The 16,531-nt window shown below is 72.0% G+C and carries 16 protein-coding genes; 13 read left to right on the top strand and 3 right to left on the bottom strand.

What is annotated here, in order from left to right; genetic code table 11:
- Window positions 1–17: 17 nt before the first annotated feature.
- The 3 genes from ABZ444_RS11710 to ABZ444_RS11700 all read left to right on the top strand — a co-directional run bounded on the left by ABZ444_RS11710 (window position 18) and on the right by ABZ444_RS11700 (window position 2,131).
- The gene (locus ABZ444_RS11710; RefSeq protein ID WP_352327373.1) at window positions 18–416 is read left to right on the top strand and encodes a DUF3224 domain-containing protein; all 399 of its coding nucleotides are present in this window, start codon (window positions 18–20) and stop codon (window positions 414–416) included.
- 108 nt (window positions 417–524) lie between these two features.
- A complete protein-coding gene (locus ABZ444_RS11705) occupies window positions 525–1,586 on the top strand; it encodes an NAD(P)/FAD-dependent oxidoreductase (protein WP_357994896.1) in 1,062 nt (353 codons plus the stop codon).
- A gap of 5 nt (window positions 1,587–1,591) precedes the next feature.
- On the top strand, window positions 1,592–2,131 hold the full coding sequence (locus tag ABZ444_RS11700; RefSeq protein ID WP_357994895.1) for a DUF1697 domain-containing protein: 540 nt from the start codon (window positions 1,592–1,594) through the stop codon (window positions 2,129–2,131).
- Here ABZ444_RS11700 and ABZ444_RS11695 read toward each other — a convergent pair.
- Window positions 2,128–3,438, bottom strand: a complete 1,311-nt coding sequence (locus tag ABZ444_RS11695) for a fatty acid--CoA ligase family protein (RefSeq protein WP_357994894.1) — start codon at window positions 3,436–3,438, stop codon at window positions 2,128–2,130. The two genes, ABZ444_RS11700 and ABZ444_RS11695, sit on opposite strands and share 4 nt — an antisense overlap.
- A gap of 137 nt (window positions 3,439–3,575) precedes the next feature.
- On the opposite strand from ABZ444_RS11695, the gene ABZ444_RS11690 reads away from it, so the two are divergent.
- From ABZ444_RS11690 to ABZ444_RS11655, 8 genes are all read left to right on the top strand, one after another.
- Complete coding sequence (locus tag ABZ444_RS11690; RefSeq protein WP_357994893.1) at window positions 3,576–5,066, top strand: MFS transporter; 1,491 nt, start codon at window positions 3,576–3,578, stop codon at window positions 5,064–5,066.
- A gap of 141 nt (window positions 5,067–5,207) precedes the next feature.
- Window positions 5,208–6,401, top strand: a complete 1,194-nt coding sequence (locus ABZ444_RS11685) for a cytochrome P450 (RefSeq protein WP_357994892.1) — start codon at window positions 5,208–5,210, stop codon at window positions 6,399–6,401.
- On the top strand, window positions 6,398–7,771 hold the full coding sequence (locus ABZ444_RS11680) for a carboxyl transferase domain-containing protein (RefSeq protein WP_357994891.1): 1,374 nt from the start codon (window positions 6,398–6,400) through the stop codon (window positions 7,769–7,771). The genes ABZ444_RS11685 and ABZ444_RS11680 overlap by 4 nt, the downstream gene beginning before the upstream one ends.
- A gap of 79 nt (window positions 7,772–7,850) precedes the next feature.
- Window positions 7,851–8,750, top strand: a complete 900-nt coding sequence (locus ABZ444_RS11675) for a DUF6039 family protein (protein WP_357994890.1) — start codon at window positions 7,851–7,853, stop codon at window positions 8,748–8,750.
- Window positions 8,747–10,483 (top strand): amino acid adenylation domain-containing protein, encoded by a 1,737-nt coding sequence (locus tag ABZ444_RS11670; protein WP_357994889.1) that lies wholly within the window; start codon window positions 8,747–8,749, stop codon window positions 10,481–10,483. The genes ABZ444_RS11675 and ABZ444_RS11670 overlap by 4 nt, the downstream gene beginning before the upstream one ends.
- Window positions 10,484–10,486: 3 nt before the next feature.
- Window positions 10,487–11,434: a chlorinating enzyme gene (locus ABZ444_RS11665; protein ID WP_357994888.1), complete on the top strand. Its 948-nt coding sequence runs from the start codon at window positions 10,487–10,489 to the stop codon at window positions 11,432–11,434.
- An 82-nt stretch (window positions 11,435–11,516) separates the two neighbouring features.
- Window positions 11,517–12,644, top strand: a complete 1,128-nt coding sequence (locus ABZ444_RS11660; protein ID WP_357994887.1) for an alpha/beta hydrolase — start codon at window positions 11,517–11,519, stop codon at window positions 12,642–12,644.
- Between the two features lie 124 nt (window positions 12,645–12,768).
- On the top strand, window positions 12,769–13,443 hold the full coding sequence (locus tag ABZ444_RS11655) for a Crp/Fnr family transcriptional regulator (protein WP_357994886.1): 675 nt from the start codon (window positions 12,769–12,771) through the stop codon (window positions 13,441–13,443).
- 57 nt (window positions 13,444–13,500) lie between these two features.
- Here the strand turns inward: ABZ444_RS11655 and ABZ444_RS11650 are convergent, their stop codons facing one another.
- Together ABZ444_RS11650 and ABZ444_RS11645 are read right to left on the bottom strand one after the other, a co-directional pair.
- Window positions 13,501–14,217, bottom strand: a complete 717-nt coding sequence (locus ABZ444_RS11650; protein ID WP_357978782.1) for a PIG-L deacetylase family protein — start codon at window positions 14,215–14,217, stop codon at window positions 13,501–13,503.
- A 29-nt stretch (window positions 14,218–14,246) separates the two neighbouring features.
- Window positions 14,247–14,939, bottom strand: coding sequence for a DUF899 family protein (locus ABZ444_RS11645; RefSeq protein WP_357994885.1), 693 nt, complete (start codon window positions 14,937–14,939; stop codon window positions 14,247–14,249).
- Window positions 14,940–15,240: 301 nt separating this feature from the next.
- Between ABZ444_RS11645 and ABZ444_RS11640 the strand changes: the two genes are divergently transcribed.
- Together ABZ444_RS11640 and ABZ444_RS11635 are read left to right on the top strand one after the other, a co-directional pair.
- Window positions 15,241–15,597 (top strand): BlaI/MecI/CopY family transcriptional regulator, encoded by a 357-nt coding sequence (locus ABZ444_RS11640; protein ID WP_357994884.1) that lies wholly within the window; start codon window positions 15,241–15,243, stop codon window positions 15,595–15,597.
- A complete protein-coding gene (locus ABZ444_RS11635; protein WP_357994883.1) occupies window positions 15,594–16,526 on the top strand; it encodes a M56 family metallopeptidase in 933 nt (310 codons plus the stop codon). Before ABZ444_RS11640 ends, ABZ444_RS11635 begins: the two co-directional genes overlap by 4 nt.
- The last annotated feature ends 5 nt before the right edge of the window (window positions 16,527–16,531 follow it).

The raw sequence follows: 16,531 nt of genomic DNA, 5'->3' as shown, positions 1-16,531 counted from the left end.
CAAAAAAGGGAGCTGACATGACGACCCAAGGTAAGGGCTCGTACCAGATCACCGGTTGGGACGAGAAGCCCTACGAGGAGAAGAAGGGCCAGCCCAAGCTCACTCAGGCCCACGTCACCAACGCCTGGACCGGCGACATCGAAGGCGAGGGGCAGGCCGAGTACCTGATGGCCTACGCCAGCGACACCGAGGCCAGCTTCGTCGGCCTGCAGAAGGTCGTCGGGAGCGTCCGCGGCAAGAAGGGCTCCTTCGTGCTGCAGGCGACGGGCACCTTCGACGGCGGCGTGGCCAAGGCCGACTGGTCCGTCGTGCCGAACTCGGGCACGGAGGAGCTGAAGGGGCTGAGCGGCAAGGGAGGGTACGTCTCCAAGACCGACGGCTCGGCGGAGGTCACCCTCAACTTCAACCTCAAGTAGGCGCTGCACGCAGTCGAGTACGCGGGGCCGTCGGCCCCGCGTACTCGCATGTCAGGAACTGCTCAGTGTTGAGCAGACCGCCTCGCGCCCGCGCGCGACGATGGCCGCATGGACACTGAAGTGATCGTCGTCGGTGGCGGCCAGAGCGGGCTCGTCGCGGGCTACTACCTGAAACAGGCCGGCATCCCCTTCGTCATCCTCGACGAGGAAGCCCGGCTCGGCGAGGCGTGGCGGCAGCGCTGGGACTCCCTGGAGCTGTTCACGATCGCCGAGTACTGTGCCCTGCCCGGCCTGCGCTTCCCCGGCGGGAAGAACCGCTTCCCCACCAAGGAGGAGATGGCCGACTACATCGAGGCGTACGGCGAGGAGTTCGACCTGCCGGTCAGGCTCGGCACCCGCGTCACCTCCCTGGAGCCGATCGAGGGCGGCTACCGGCTGGAGAGCACGAAGGGCACGTACGAGGCGCCGCAGGTGATCATCGCGACCGGCGCCTACCGGGTGCCGAAGCTGCCGGAGCTCGCGGGCAGGCTGGACCCCGAGGTCTACCAGGTGCACACCGGCCGCTACCGCAACCCGTCCCAGGTGCCGGGCGGGACCGTCGTCGTGGTCGGCGCCGCCAACTCCGGCGCCCAGATCGCGCCCGAGCTGGCCGCCGGCCGCCGCGTGCTGCTGTCGCAGGGCTCGCCGCTGCCGCACTTCGGCCGCCGGTTCCTGGGCAAGGGCCTGCACTGGTGGGGTGACAAGTTCGGGCTGATCGCCAAGCCGCTGATGGGCGAGCGCGACCGGCTGCACAAGAAGACGATCCTGGTCGGGCCGAGCCTGAAGAAGCTGGCCAAGCGGCACCGCTTCGAGCTCGTGGGCCGTACGGTCGACGCCGAGGGCCGCACGATGCGCTTCGAGGACGGCCGCTCGGCCGACGTCGACGCCGTCGTCTGGGCGACCGGCTTCCGCTACGACTACTCCTGGGTGCACGCGCCCATCCAGGACGACGGCGGCGGCATCACGCAGGACCGCGGCGTGACGGCGGCCCCCGGCCTCTACGTCCTCGGCATGCAGTGCCAGCACTCCTACGGTTCGGCGCTCATCTGGTGGGTAAAGGACGACGCGGCTTATCTGGTCGAGCGCATCAGGCAGTTCCGTCCCCAGGCGGTGGCGGGCAGAAGGGGTTGAGCGACATGTCCAGGCAGGTGGCGCTGCTGCGCGGAGTGAACGTCGGCGGCCGGAACATGGTGAGCATGGCCGAGCTCCGCGAACTGCTGACGGGCCTCGGCTTCGAGGACGTCAAGACGCACCTGCAGAGCGGCAACGTCGTCTACACCAGCGGGAAGAGCCCCGACAAGGCGGCGGCCGAGATCCAGGCCGCGCTCGCCCGCGACCTGGGCGTCCCGGTGCCCGTCCTGGCCAGGACGGGCACCGAGCTGGGCGAGATCCTCAAGGCCAACCCGCTCGGGGACGTCGCCGCCGACGACGCCCTGCACCTCGTCACGTTCCTGTCGGAAAAGCCCGACGCCAAGCCGATCAAGGCACTCGACCCCGACGCCTTCAAGCCCGACGTCTTCAAGCACGTCGGCAAGGAGATCTACGTCTGGTGCCCCGACGGGGTGCGCAACACCAAGCTGTCCTACTCCTTCTGGGAGAAGAAGCTCGGCGTCACCGCCACCGCCCGCAACTGGAAGACCGTCTGCAAGCTGCACGAGCTGGCCACCGCCGATTAGCCCGCCAGCTCGCGCTTGAGCGTCTTGCCGATCGGCCCGCGCGGCAGCGACTTCGCGACCACGTACCGCGCCGGCCGCTCGGCCGGGTCCAGCCGGTCGGCGGCGAAGGCGCGCAGCTCGTCCTCGGGCACGGGAGAGCGCAGGACGACGGTCGCCGTGACGCCCTGCGGCCCCTGGACGGCGGCGGCCTCGACCACCTCGGGATGCCAGTGCAGGGCGTGCTCGACCCGCAGCGAGGAGATCCGGCGCCCGCCGGCGGTGATGACGTCGGCGGCGCGGTCGAAGAAGCGCAGCCGGCCCTCCCCGTCCAGCTCGCCCAGGTCGCCCATGTGGGTCCAGCCGTCGCGGAAGGTGCGCTCGTCGGCGGCGGCGTCGTTCAGGTAGTAGCGGCGGGGGGCGGCCGAGCGCAGGCAGATCTCGCCCGCGTCGGTGACCTTCACCTCGGTGCCCGCGCTCGGGCGGCCCAGCAGTCCCTCGTCGTCCTGCGTGGGCGGCGTCTCCACCGGGCGGTGCACGAAGGCGGGGGCCGACTCCGTCGAGCCGTAGCCGATGACGATCCGCACGCCCGGCAGCGCCTCCATGAGCCGGGCCACCGTGGCCATCGGCACCGGCGCCGAGCCCAGCATGAGCGCCCGCAGGCCGGACAGGTCGTACCGCTCGTGCCACCCGTGCGCCACCATCCGGGTCGCGGTGGACGGCGGGACGATCGCCATCGGCACCCGCAGCTTCTCCAGCATGCGGGCCACGTTCTCCGGTCCGAGGTCGGTCAGCACGTGCGTGGTCGCCGGGGCGGTCATCGCCGTCATCAGCGCGCTGTGCCCGGCGTTCGTGCCCAGCGGGACGGCGGCCAGCACCCCGTCCACGCCGGTGAACAGCTTCCCGCGGCCCTCGTGACCGTAGGTGAGGTTGGCGACCGGGACGGCCACGGCCTTGGGGCGGCCGGTCGTGCCCGAGGTGTAGAGGATCTCGGCGACGTCGTCGTCCCGCGTGCCCGCCGCGTCGCCCAAGGGGCCGGGCAGCACCTGGCCCACCCCGCACTCGGCCAGGCGGGCGCGGGCCTCCTCCGCCGGCAGCGCGGGCGGCAGCCCGAGCACGGTGCCGCCGGCCAGGTGCACGGCCACGGCGGCGACGGCGTGCCCGATCCAGTCGTCGTGCCGCAGCGCCGTCCTGACCGGGGCCAGCCGCGCGGCCAGTTCCTCCGACCGGGCGGTCCAGTCGGCCACCCGCAGCTCGCGCTCGCCGTCCACGACGAGTGCCACATGATCGCCCGCACGGGCGCTGACCAGTTCTGCCGGGTTCGTCGTCATGCGGCCGATGGTAGGAAGCCGGGCGCTCCCCGGATGCTCAGTGTTGAGCAGACCCGCGGGGCGCTTTCGTGTGGGCTGGAGTCGGCATGGGTCCGCGAAGAAGTGGGACGGCTGCCAAGAACAAGGGAGGCGATGACATGAACCAAACCGGTTCGAGTACGCGCGGCCAGCTGTTCGCCACCATCGGCGCACTCCTGGCCCTCGCGCTGGCGTCGATCGACGTCTCGGTGGTGGGGGCGGCGATGCCCCGGATCGCCGCCGACCTGCACGGCCTGTCGCTGTACGCGTGGGTGGGGGTCTCCTACGCCGTCGCGGCCGCCGTCGTCGTGCCGATCGCCGGGAAGCTCGGCGACATGTTCGGCCGCAAACCGGTGCTGCTCGTCGGCCTGACGGGCTTCCTGGTGGCGTCGTGGTTGTGCGGCGCGGCCCAGACGATGCCCCAGCTCGTCGGCGCGCGAGGGCTGGCGGGGCTGTTCGGCGGCGTGCTGATGGCCAACGTCTTCACGCTGCTCGCCGACATCTACACGCCGGAGCGCCGCACCCAGATGCAGGGCGTCTTCTTCGGCTTCTCCGGCCTCAGCATGGTGATCGGGCCGCCGCTCGGCGGGTTCATCACCGACAGCTGGAGCTGGCGCTGGGTCTTCTACGTCAACGTGCCCATCGGGCTGCTCGCGATCGCCGCCGTGCTCATCGGCGTCCCGTTCGTGCGCAGCGGCGCGAGCTGGCGCGACATCGACTTCGCCGGCGTCGTCACGCTCGTGGCCGGGCTCGTCCCGATCCTGATCGGGCTCACGCTCACCGGCGACCGGCACGCATGGACCTCGCCCGAGGTGCTCGCACTGCTGATCGGCGGCGCCGTGCTGCTGGTGGCGTTCTACTTCGTCGAGACGCGGGTGGCCAAGAACCCGCTGGTGCCGTTCGCGCTGTTCCGGAGCAACCAGGTGTCCGTCATGGCCGTGGTGGCCTTCTTCTCCGCGTTCGCCATGATGGGCACGGCCTTCTACGTGCCGCTGCTCTACCAGGGCGTGCTCGGCGTGAGCGCGACCCACTCCGGCACGCTGCTGATCCCGATGATGCTCGGCCTGATGCTCATGGCCCCGATCGCCGGCAAGGCGATGACGGCCATGCCGCGCTACCGGCTGCTCGGCGTGTTCGCCATGGCCGCCATCGTCGCCGGGCTGCTGATCCTGTCGGCCGTCGGGCCGGACAGCGGCCAGGGCCTGCCGATCGTCGCCATGGTGCTCATCGGCGTCGGCATCGGCATCGCGTTCCCGATGGCCACGGCCGTCACGCAGAGCGCGATCCCGATGGAGCAGGTGGGCGTCGGCACCAGCCAGATCCAGTTCTGGCGGATGATCGCCGGGCCGGTCTCGCTGGCGATCCTCGGCTCGATCATGTCGTCCCGGCTCGGCGTCGCCGGTCAGGGCGGCGAGGGCGTCGCGCCGGCGGTGCTCGCCGACGCGCTGGGCGACCTGTTCCTCGCCTGCGCGATCGCGGTCGGCATCGGCCTGGTGGCCAGCCTCTTCCTGAAGGAGGTCCCGCTGCGCGACATGTCCATGGGCCGGTCGAAGGCGGGCAAGGCCGACCAGCAGGCCGCGCCCAACCAGGGGCGTGCCGCCAGGGCGTGACCCCGGTGCACCGGGTGGCGGGGCCGTGCGCGGCCCCGCCATCGCCGTGTCCGCTCGCCGTGTCCGCTCGTACCGGCCTGCTCGCACGGGCCTGCTCACAGTTGAGCAGACGCGGACGGGCCCGCGGGCGAGGCTGCTGGCATGGACTCCTACCCCATCCCCAGGACGTGCCCGCTGGATCCGCCGTCCGAATACCGGGACCTGCAGGCGGGGCGGCCCATCATGCGCGTCCGGCTGGACTTCGACGGGAGCGACGTCTGGCTGGTGACGCGGTACGAGGACGCCCGCGCCGTGCTCGGCGACGCCCGGTTCAGCTCCGACTTTGCCACCCCCGGCTTCCCGGCCCGGCTCACCTCGCAACCTCCGGGGCCGGGCACCTTCATCAGGATGGACCCGCCCGACCACTCGCGGCTGCGCCGCCTGCTGCTGCCGGAGTTCAACCGCAGGCGGGTCGAGGCGCTGCGCCCGGCCATCCGGCGCATCACCGAAACGCTCGTCGAGGAGATGGCCGCCCAGGGCCCGCCGGCCGACCTGGTCCAGACGCTGGCCCTGCCGCTGCCGTCCCAGGTCATCACCGAGCTGCTCGGGGTGCCGTACGAGGACCGCGACTACTTCCACGAGACCACCAAGGTCATCGGCGACCGCAACGTGGAGCCCGAGCAGCGCATGAAGGTCCGCGAGGACCTGCGCCACTACCTGGAGCGGCTGGTCGCCGAACGCGAGCAGCGGCCCGCCGACGACCTGCTCAGCCGGCTCGGCGCCCACCGCGAGGCGGCCAAGGTCAGCCGGGAGGAGGTCGTCGGCGTCGCCACGCTGCTGATGGTGGCCGGCTACGAGACCATCGCCAACCAGATCGGCGTGGGCACGGTGGCGCTGCTGGAGAACCCCGAACGCCTGGCCGAGCTGCGCGAGCGTCCCGAGGCGCTGCCCGCCGCCATCGAGGAGATCATCCGGCACCAGACGGTCATCGACTACGGCGCCCGCCGCGCGGCCACCGCCGACGTCGAGGTCGGCGGCCGGCTGGTCAGGAAGGGCGAGGGCGTGGTCGTCGTGCTGGCCGCGGCCAACCGCGACGAGGAGGTGTGGGCCGACCCGGACCGGCTGGACTTCGGCCGCTTCGGCGACCTCGCCGAGCGGCAGGAGCACCTGTCCTTCGGCTTCGGCATCCACCAGTGCATGGGCCAGCTCCTGGCCCGCGCCCAGCTGGAGATCGCCTGGTCCACGCTGTTCGCCAGGCTCCCGGGGCTGCGCCTCGCGGTGCCGCTGGAGGAGGTGCCCTTCCGCTCGGACATGTTCGTGTACGGCGTGCACGCCCTCCCGGTGACCTGGGGATGAACCGCGACCCGCGGGACCGGGTCCGCGCGCTCTTCGACCCCGGGACGGTCCGGCCGCTGCCCGGCGACGACGGCTGCGGCGTGCTCGCCGCCCGGGGCAGCATCGGCGGCGGACCGGCCGTCGCCTACGCCACCGACCCCGGCCGCATGGGCGGCGCGATGGGCGCCGAGGGCTGCGCCTGCATCGTCCGGGCCATCGACCTCGGCGTCCGGGAGCGGGCGCCCGTCGTCGGCCTCTGGCACTCCGGCGGCGCCCGACTGGGCGAGGGCGTCACCGCGCTCGACGGCGTCGGCCAGGTGTTCGCCGCGATGGTCCGGGCCTCCGGCGCAGTCCCGCAGATCTCCGTCGTGCTCGGCCCGGCCGCCGGCGGCGCGGCCTACGGCCCGGCGCTCACCGACGTGGTGATCATGAGCGAGAGCGGGCGCGTCTTCGTCACCGGCCCGGACGTCGTCCGCAAGGTCACCGGCGAGGACGTCGACATGGAGCGGCTCGGCGGCCCCGACCCGCACAGCAGGCGCAGCGGCCTGGCCCACCTCACCGCCCCGGACGACGAGGGCGCCATCGGCGCCGCCCGCCGGATCACCACCCTGCTCGGCGGCCAGGGCGAGCTGCGCCCCTGGGAGGCCCGCGACGACCCCGAGCTCGGCGGCCTGCTCCCCGAACGCGCCAAGCGCGCCTACGACGTGCATCCCGTCGTCGCCCGGCTGCTCGACGGCCCCGGCGAGGAGCTGCACCCGAAGTGGGCGCCCAACCTCGTCACCACGCTCGGCCGGCTGACCGGCAGGACCGTCGGCGTCATCGCCAACAACCCCCTGCGCAAGGGGGGCTGCCTCGACGCGGCGGCGGCCGAGAAGGCCGCGCGGTTCGTCCGCATGTGCGACTCGCTCGGCGTGCCGCTCGTCGTGCTCGTGGACGTGCCCGGCTACCTGCCCGGCGTCCGGCAGGAGTGGGACGGCGTGGTCCGGCGCGGCGCCAAGCTGCTGCACGCCTTCGCCGAGGCCGTCGTGCCCCGGGTGACACTCGTGCTGCGCAAGTCCTACGGCGGCGCGTACGTCGCCATGAACTCCCGCGCCCTGGGCGCCTCGGCGGTCTACGCCTGGCCCACCGCCGAGGTGGCCGTCATGGGCGCCGAGGCCGCCGTGGACATCCTGCACCGCAGGAAGCTGCGCGACGGCCCGCAGGACGGCCGCGAGGAGCTGCGCCGCCGGCTCGTCGCCGAGCACGAGCGCGAGGCCGGCGGCGTCGGCAAGGCCGTGGAGATCGGCGTCGTGGACGAGGTGATCGAGCCCGCCGGCACCCGGCGGCGGCTCGCCGAGGCCCTGCTCAAGGCCGTGCCGCTGCGCGGCGACCACACCAACATCCCGCTGTGAAGCCCCTGCTCACTATTGAGCAGGCAGCACGGCGGGCCCTCATTAGCGTGACGAACAAGCCGACAGACGGAGTGGAACGATGACCAACCCGAATCCCGTCATCCCGCCGGCCGAGCAGCAGACCTCGGTGCCCGCGGCGGATCTGATCAACTCGGCCACGGCCGGCGTGATCGTCGAGCGGACCGCCCAGGTCAAGAACGGCTCCCACGCCAAGGGGCGCAAGTTCGCCCGCATGATGGCCGAGATGGTGACCGCCAAGCAGGTGGGAGTCGCCAGCGTCTTCCTGTACGAGGAGACGTTCGGGACCAAGGACCGGCTGCACTGGCTGATCCACCTCAGCTCGCTGCACGCCTACGAGCAGATGGTGCACATGGGCACCTCCGACGGCGAGTACCGGGACAACACCGCCGACAGCGGCTGGGACGAGATCTTCGTCGACGGCAGCATGACCGAGACCGTGCTGCTGCCGCAGTTCTGGGGCATGTACGGGACCGCGGTCGACGGCGAGCGCGAGAAGCAGTCCACGGTCTACCTGCAGCAGGGCGAGATCACCGGGCTGCCCGGCGCCCGCGAGCAGGTGCCGCAGCCCTACGAGCAGCTCGTCCACTCGGGCAACTGCGGCCTGCTGCTGCACCGGACCGCCCAGCTCGACTACGACTTCCGGTCCGAGGGGCGCACGTTCGCCCGCGAGGCCGCCGAGTCCATCAACGAGAACCTGCCCGGCGAGGCCACCGTCTTCGTCTACGAGGAGGCCTTCGGCGCGGCCGACCGCATCCACTGGCTGATCCACATGAAGTCGCTGAGCACCTACTACAAGGTCCTGGCGCTGCACGTGAAGGACGAGAAGGTGCGGGACCTGTACTTCCAGCAGCGCATCGCGCCCGAGCGCGGCGGCGGCACCTGGGCCAGGATGTTCGTGCCCGGCAGCATGACCGACACCGGGCTCACCCCGCACCACTGGGGGATGTACGCGACATGACCGGCCGCTGCCTGCACGAGATCTTCGCCGAGCGCGCCGCGAAGGCCCCCGACCGGATCGCCGTGACCTGCGGCGCCGAGGAGATCACCTACGGAGACCTGGACGCCCGCGCCGACCGGCTGGCCTGCCTTCTCCAGGCCGTGGGGACCGGCCCCGGCGTGCTGGTGGGGCTGTGCGCGGACCGCGGCATCGACCTGGTGGCCGGGCTGCTCGCGATACTCAAGGCGGGCGGCGCGTACGTGCCGATCGATCCCGGCTATCCAGCGGGGCGGATCGCGTACCTGCTGGAGGACAGCGGGGTCCGCACGGTCGTCACGACGTCCGGGGTGGCCGGCCGGCTCGGCGGCGTCCTGCCCGGTGAGGTCGTGCTCGCCGACGCAGAGCCGCCCGAGGGACGCCCCGCGGCCACGGCCCGCGACGAGGACCTGGCCTACGTCATCTACACCTCGGGCTCGACCGGCGCGCCCAAGGGGGTGCTGGTCGAGCACCGCAACGTCGTGCGCCTGCTGGAGCGGACCGAGCAGTGGTTCGGCTTCGGCGACGACGACGTCTGGACGCTCTTCCACTCCGTCAGCTTCGACTTCTCGGTGTGGGAGCTCTGGGGCGCGCTGCTGTACGGCGGCCGGCTGGTGATCGTCCCGGCCGAGGTGGCCAGGTCGCCCGAGTCGCTGCGCCGGCTGCTGCTGGCGGAGGGCGTCACCGTGCTGAACCAGACGCCCTCCGCGTTCCGGCACCTGGTGGCGGCCGACGCCCGGCAGGAGCGGCCCTCGCCGTACCGGCTGCGCCGGATCGTCTTCGGCGGCGAGCGGCTGGACGTCGACCTGCTGGCCCCGTGGATCGACCGCTACGGCGACGACCGCCCGCAGCTCGTCAACATGTACGGCATCACCGAGACCACCGTGCACGTGACCTACCGCCGCGTCCGCGCGGCCGACCTCGACCACCCCGAGCTGAGCCCGATCGGCGTGCCCATCCCGGACCTGCGCCTCGACGTGCTCGACGAGCACGGACGCCCGGCCGCCACCGGGAACCTGCACGTCTCGGGCCCCGGGCTCGCCCGCGGCTACCTGGACCGGCCCGAGCTGACCGCCGAGCGGTTCACGGTCGCGCCGGACGGCGGGCGCCGCTACGACTCCGGCGACGTCGTCACCCGCCTGCCCGGCGGCGAGTACGCCTACCTCGGGCGGTCCGACGACCAGATCAAGGTGCGCGGGTTCCGCCTGGAGCCCAGGGAGATCGAGCTGTGCCTCCTGGGCCATCCGCGGGTCGCCCACGCGGTGGTGGCCCACCGCGACTACGGCGAGGGCGACGTCCGGCTGCTGGCCTTCGTCGTGCCGGACGGCGATCCGGGGCCGGACCTGATCGACCAGCTCACCGAGCGGGCCGCGAGCCGGTTGCCGGCGCATGCCCGCCCGTCCACCTACCACATCGTGTCGGAGATCCCCATGACGCCGCAGGGAAAGGCGGACCGCGCCGCTCTGGCCAGGTCCGCGCAGGCATCGTCGGCCGCCAAGGTCGTGCAGCGCATCGCCGAGGACGTGCTCGAACGCGACGAGGTGCCACCCCAGGTGGACCTGTTCGACCTGGGCGCGACCTCGCTGGCGATGACCCGCATCATCGCCCAGGTGAACGAGCGCTTCGGGCTGGAGCTGACGGGACGCGAGCTGGAGGAGGAGGCGTCGGTCGCCACCCTGGCCTCCTGCGTCGAGGAACGACTGACCGTGAGGGGATAGACCATGCACGAGACCACCGTCCGGGGCGAGCACTCGATGACCCCCGAGGAGCTGAAGAGCTTCCACACCCAGGGCTACTTCGGCCCGTTCAAGGTCTACGAGATCGACGAGATGCGCCAGAACTGGCGGCGCGAGCGCATGCGTCTCATGGACCGCAGCAACGCCGTCTACCGCGACGACGCCGCCGCCTCGGGCAACACCAACATCTCCAACTACGACCGGCACCTGGACTCGGCCTTCCTGGCCGACCACATCAGCCGGCCGCAGATCGTGGACCGCGTGGTCAGCGTGCTCGGCCCGGACGTGCTCTGCTGGCGCACCGAGTTCTTCCCCAAGTACCCCGGGGACGAGGGCACCGACTGGCACCAGGCCGACACCTTCGCCAACGCCTCCGGCAAGCCGCAGATCGTCTGGCCGCAGGCGGAGGAGTTCGGCGGCACGATCACCGTCTGGACCGCCTTCACCGAGGCGAACGAGGACACCGGGTGCCTGCAGTTCATCCCCGGCACCCACGAGACGATGTTCTACGACGAGACCAAGCGCATGCACTACGACCCCAACAAGATCAACCAGGAGGACAAGGACGGCGTCCGGCGCGGCTTCTTCGGCTACGACTACCGCGACCTGCAGATCGACCCCGACTGGAAGCCCGACGAGTCCCAGGCCGTCTCCATGGTGATGAGGCCGGGGGAGGCCATCCTGTTCTGGTCGACGCTCATGCACGCCTCGCTGCCGCACCGGGGCCTGACCGACGAGATGCGCCTGGGGTTCGCGGCCCGGTACGTCCCGACCAAGGTGGACGTGTACCCGGACACCGACGAGATCGAGGAGTACGGCGGCCGGGTCAGCCTGGACCGGTACGGCGCCGTCCTGGTCACCGGCCAGAACACCAACCCGAACAACCGGATCGCCACGGCCACCACCACCGGCCATCCCTTCACCACCCGATGAGGCCCGCCGTGACCTCTCCGAGCCCATGGCGCGCGGCGACCCGCGCGCCCTCCCGCCATCCACGGAATGCGGTGATCATCTCGTGGCCGCCGAACTGAGACGTCTGACCCGGGCCGTGCAGGACACGCGGCCGCTGGTGGACGTCCTGCGGCATCCGGTGCGCCTGGCCGGCCCGCCCGGCCTCGCCTCCCTCCTGGGCCGTGTGACCCGACGGCTGGGCGCACCGGAGTTCGCACTGACCGACCACTCCTCGCTCGACACCTTCGAACGCCTGGTCAGCGACCATCTCGCGCTCCGCGACGGCATGGGCGGGGACCTGCCGCCGGCCGTCGTCGACGAGGTCGTGGACGGCGCGGCGCGGGACGGCTTCGAAGGGTTGTGCGTGCGCGAGGAGGTCGCGCCGGCGGACGGAGGCCCGCCGCTGCCCGCCTACGCGGCCGGCGACCCGCAGGCCCCGGCCGTCGTGATCGTGGCCGCCTGTGGCATGCCGGCCCGCCTGTGCGAGCAGTGGATGCGCTTCCTGTCCCGCACCCATCACGTCCTCACCTGGGAGACCCGCGCGCTGTTCGGGCAGGATCCCTCGGCGCAGCCGCCGGACGTGGGGGTGCCGGCGCAGGCCGGTGACCTGTTCGCGGTCATGGACCATTTCGGCGTCCGGCGCGCGCATCTGATGTGCCTGTGCGGCGGAGCCGTCATCGGCCTGGCCGCCGCGCACCTCGACCCGGGCCGCGTCGATTCCCTCAGCCTGTGGCACGGCGACTTCGCCGCCGTGAAGGGCGCCGACCGGACCCACCACCAGCAGAACCTGGTGGCGCTCATGGAGATGGCCGCGACCGGCCCCGACCGGGCCACCGCCATCCATCCCGTGCTCTGCCAGACCATGCTCTCCTCGGTGCCGCCCGACCTGGCGCACCTGGTGGTCTACCCGTACGCGACGCCCGAGCTGCTGCATCGCTACTGCCGACTGAACGGCGAGATCATGACGACGGACGTGAGCCCCTGGCTGGCCGGGATCGACCGGCCCGTCCTGGTGGTGTCCAGTCACGACGACGAGACCGCCCACCCGGCGGGGTCGAAGGCGGTGGCGGCGGCGCTGCCGGACGCCGTCCTGCATCTGCGGGCGCACGGCGACCACATATCGCTGTTCAAAGGTGACCCGGAGTTGATGGATATGGCCCGGGACTTTATTGACTCCGCAGCGGCCCGATAACAGCCGAAATCCGCTTCCAGGCAATTCTCCGGACATATCAGAGAATTATGGGGCGGCTTGTTAATCAGTCGATTGATGGGTAGGGGCAACGACAACATGAAATGAATTCCGAGGGGCGGAGTAAATGAAGCCATCCGACGCTGCGCAACTGAGAGCCGGGCTCCGCTCCTTCATCTCGCAGGAAACGTCGGGCGCCTGCTCGATCCGGGTGCCGAGACGCGCCAACATCTACAACTGCGGCCAGCGCGACAGCAACATCTACGTGATCGAGAGCGGTCAGATCAAGACCCAGATGTACGCCCGCTGCGGCAAGGAATGCCTGCTCTCTATCTTCACCGCCGGCGACATCTTCGGCGAGTCCTCCCTGCTCGGGGCCGAGCGCAGCGAGACGGCCACCGCCATGCGGACCACCTGGGTCCGCCGCATCCCGGCCGCCCGCTTCCGCGTCGCCATGGCCGAGAACGAACTCATGGACGGATTCATCGACTATCTCGCACTACGCCTGCGGGAACAGCAGGAAGTGATCGCGACAATGGTCACGATGGACAGCGAACAGCGCCTGGCCTCCGTTCTGCTGCGCTTATCCAGAAAGATCGGTAAGCGCCGTGCCCCGAATGTGCGGGCCATTGAGGAACGCATCACCCAGGAAGAACTCTCCGGCATGGTCGGCACCACGCGGTCGCGCGTCGGCTTCTTCCTCAAACGATTCAAGGACGCCGGCCTGGTCCTGCCCACCTCGGACCCGTACCTGGTCGTGGACGAGGAACGCCTGGCCGAGTACGTCGACGAGGTCAACTGACGGCCGACGAGCCGCCCCCGGCCCGGTCCGCGCGCGGCGGGCCGGGCCGGGCGGCGTTCAGCAGGAGATCAGCTCGAACGGCACCGCCGGACGGCCGCCGAACCGCTGCCCCGCGGCGTTCACGAACCCCTCCAGCGGCACCCGGGCCCCGCCCGGCGGCACCCCCAGCGCCGACAGGTACGCCGCGTGCGCCTCGACCGAGGCCAGCGCCGCGTCCAGGTACCCGGTCACGTCCACCGCGTGCGTCGGCCGGACGGAACCGGCGATCGCCACGTACTTGACGCCGCCCCACGGCTCGGCCCCGGCGTCGGGCAGGATCCAGCGGTTGCCCGCGTCGAGGACCGCGTCCAGCACGGCCCGGCCGGTGACGCGGTGGTCGGGGCTGTTCCACTTCCCGGTGAAGGTGAAGTCGTGGTGGTTGAAGGTGATCACCAGCTCGGGCCGGTGCCGGCGCAGCGCCGCCACCAGGTCGTGCCGGAGCCGGGGGGAGTGCTCGATCCCGCCGTCGGGATGGTCGAGGAACTCCACCGACGAGACGCCGACGATGGCGGCGCTCGCCTGCTGCTCCTCCTCCCGAACCTTCCGCGCCTGGTCCGGCGGCATCGAGTCGATGCCCGCCTCGCCGCGGGTGAGCAGGAGGTAGCCGACCTCCTTGCCGGCCCCGGTCCAGGCGGCCACGGCGCCGGCGCTGCCGAACTCCATGTCGTCGGGGTGGGCCACGACGGCCAGTGCTCTCGTCCAGTCATCGGGCATGGGCTGTAAGTCGTCCGTCATGTCCTTCCCCCTGACATGCACGAAGATCGCTAAACCTGTTGGTCCGGCCCGTAGCGCCGGGCGACGTCCTGGGAGGAGGGCCAGCCGCTGTAGGCCGGCGAGCGCGGCCAGCCGTCGGGGGAGTCCTGCCACTCCTCCTGCCGCCCGTACGGCAGCAGGTCGACCAGCGCGAAGGTGTGCGTGAGCTGCTCGGTGCCCCGGCCGTCGGTGTGCCAGGTGCGGTACACCGCCTCGCCGTCGCGCAGCAACACGTTCACGGCGAAACCCGCGCCGGGCGGCGCGCCGACGTCGGCCCCGAACGGGCTGCCGGCCGTCGAGTACCAGGTCATCCGGTTGCCGACCCGCCGCCTGTAGGCCAGGGCCTCCTCGATCGGGCCCTGGGTGACGACGACGAACCGCGCGTCGTAGTCGTCCAGGAACTCCAGGCGGGTGAACTGCGCGGTGAACCCCGTGCATCCCGGGCAATGCCACTCCTTGCCCGGGGACCACATGTGGTTGTAGACGATCAGCTGCCGCCTGCCCTCGAAGACGTCCGCCAGCCGGACCGGCCCGTCCTCGCCCTCCAGGACGTAGTCGGGCATTCGCACCATCGGCAGGCGACGGCGCTGGGCGGCGATGGCGTCGAGCTCACGGGTGGCGGCCTTCTCCCTGGCCCGCAGCTCGTCGAGCCGGAGCCGCCAGGTCTCGGCGTCGACGACGGGCGGTAGTGCGTTCGCGCTCATGGTCCCTCACTGATCGGTCGTGGCCTGCGATGCACAGGGACAGACCCGCCGCGGTCGCGAAACTCATCGGCGGGCCCACATCCCGCCGAGCACGAGTAGGCCCCGGGCACGGGGGCAGCGGCGGAAGACCCTGAACTCCCCGCACATCCCGACGAAGGGAGTACAGCGTGGCGCACGCGTTCTGGGCTGACCCCCACGGCGCCGGTGGCCACAGCGAACGGGTGCCGAGAGCGCCCGGACGGACTCCTGACCGCGGCCGCGGTAGCCTTCCACCTCGGGTAGAACCCGGGAGGAGGCGCGGATGCAACTCGGCAATCTCGAGCGATCGATCATGGAAGCCCTGTGGCGGCATCCGCAGGGCATGTTCGCGCACGACCTCGCGGCCGGCCTGCCCTCCCAGCCCGCCGTCACGACGGTGCTGACCGTGCTGATGCGCCTGGCGAACAAGGGCATGGTCGCCCGCGAGCGCGTCGGCCGGGCCCACCTCTACAAGGCCACCGCGGGCAAGGACGCCTTCGTCGCCGAGGCCATGCGCGCGGCGCTGGCGGAGGCCGGCGACGTGGTGGCGGCCGTGCAGCGGTTCGTCGGCACGGTGACGCCCGAGGTGGCCGCGGCGCTGCGCGAGGCGCTGGAGGAGCAGGACGGGCCGGCGCGATGATCGCCTGGTTCGTCGCCGCCGGGGTGGCGCTGCTGCCGGTGACGCTGGGCGGCCGCGTCGCCCGCGCTCTGGCCGGCGCCGCCTGGTCATATCGTTGCCCGCGGGCGGCTCTGGCGCTGTGGCAGGCCATCGGGCTGGGGGCGGGCCTGGGCGCGGTCGGCCTCGGCCTGGTGGCCGCGGTCGCGCCGCTGGCGGCGGTGTTCCCGCACGGCATGCACACGCTGCTGCGGCAGATCGCCGGCGGCCACGGGCTCGACGGCCTCGGCCCGCTGCACCTGCTGGCCCTGGCCTGGTCGGCGGGCCTGCTGAGCTGGTTGGCCGTGCACACGGCGCGGGCCACGGCCAAGACCCTTCGCGAGCGGCAGCGGCAGCGCCTGCTGGTCGACGTGGTGGCCGATCACCATCCGGCCTACGACGCCTACGTGCTGCCGGTGGCCGGGCAGGTGGCCTACTGCGTGCCGGGCAGACGCCGGCGGATCGTGCTGAGCCAGGGCACCCTCGACGCGCTGAGGCCGGCCGAGCTGCGGGCCGTCCTGGAGCACGAGCGGGCGCACGCGCGCGGCCGTCACCACCTGGCCCTGCTGCCGTTCGTGGCGTTGTCGCACGCGTTCTCGTGGCTGCCCGCCGCGCGCACGGCACGCGAGGCGGTGGCCGTGCTGCTGGAGATGATCGCCGACGACCACGCCCGCCGCGTGCACGGAGAGCTGCCTCTGGCGCGTGCCCTGGTCCGCATGGCGGGCGGTGGCGCCGAGCCGGGGGCGGCCGCGTTCGCCCTGGCCGACGCCGGTGTGGTGGAACGGCTGGAGCGCCTGCTCGACGGGCGCGGCCGGCCGCGCTGGGTGTCGGCGGCGGCCTACTCGGCGGCCGTCCTGCAGCTGAGCGGGCCGCTGGCGGTGCTGATCGCGCCGCTGGTCTGCTTCGTCATCTAGGCCGC

Origin of the sequence: Nonomuraea sp. NPDC005730, from assembly GCF_040630865.1 — a bacterium.
GTDB lineage: Bacteria > Actinomycetota > Actinomycetes > Streptosporangiales > Streptosporangiaceae > Nonomuraea.
Note: the sequence above shows the minus strand (reverse complement) of the source record. Positions and strands in the feature narration are given on the sequence as shown.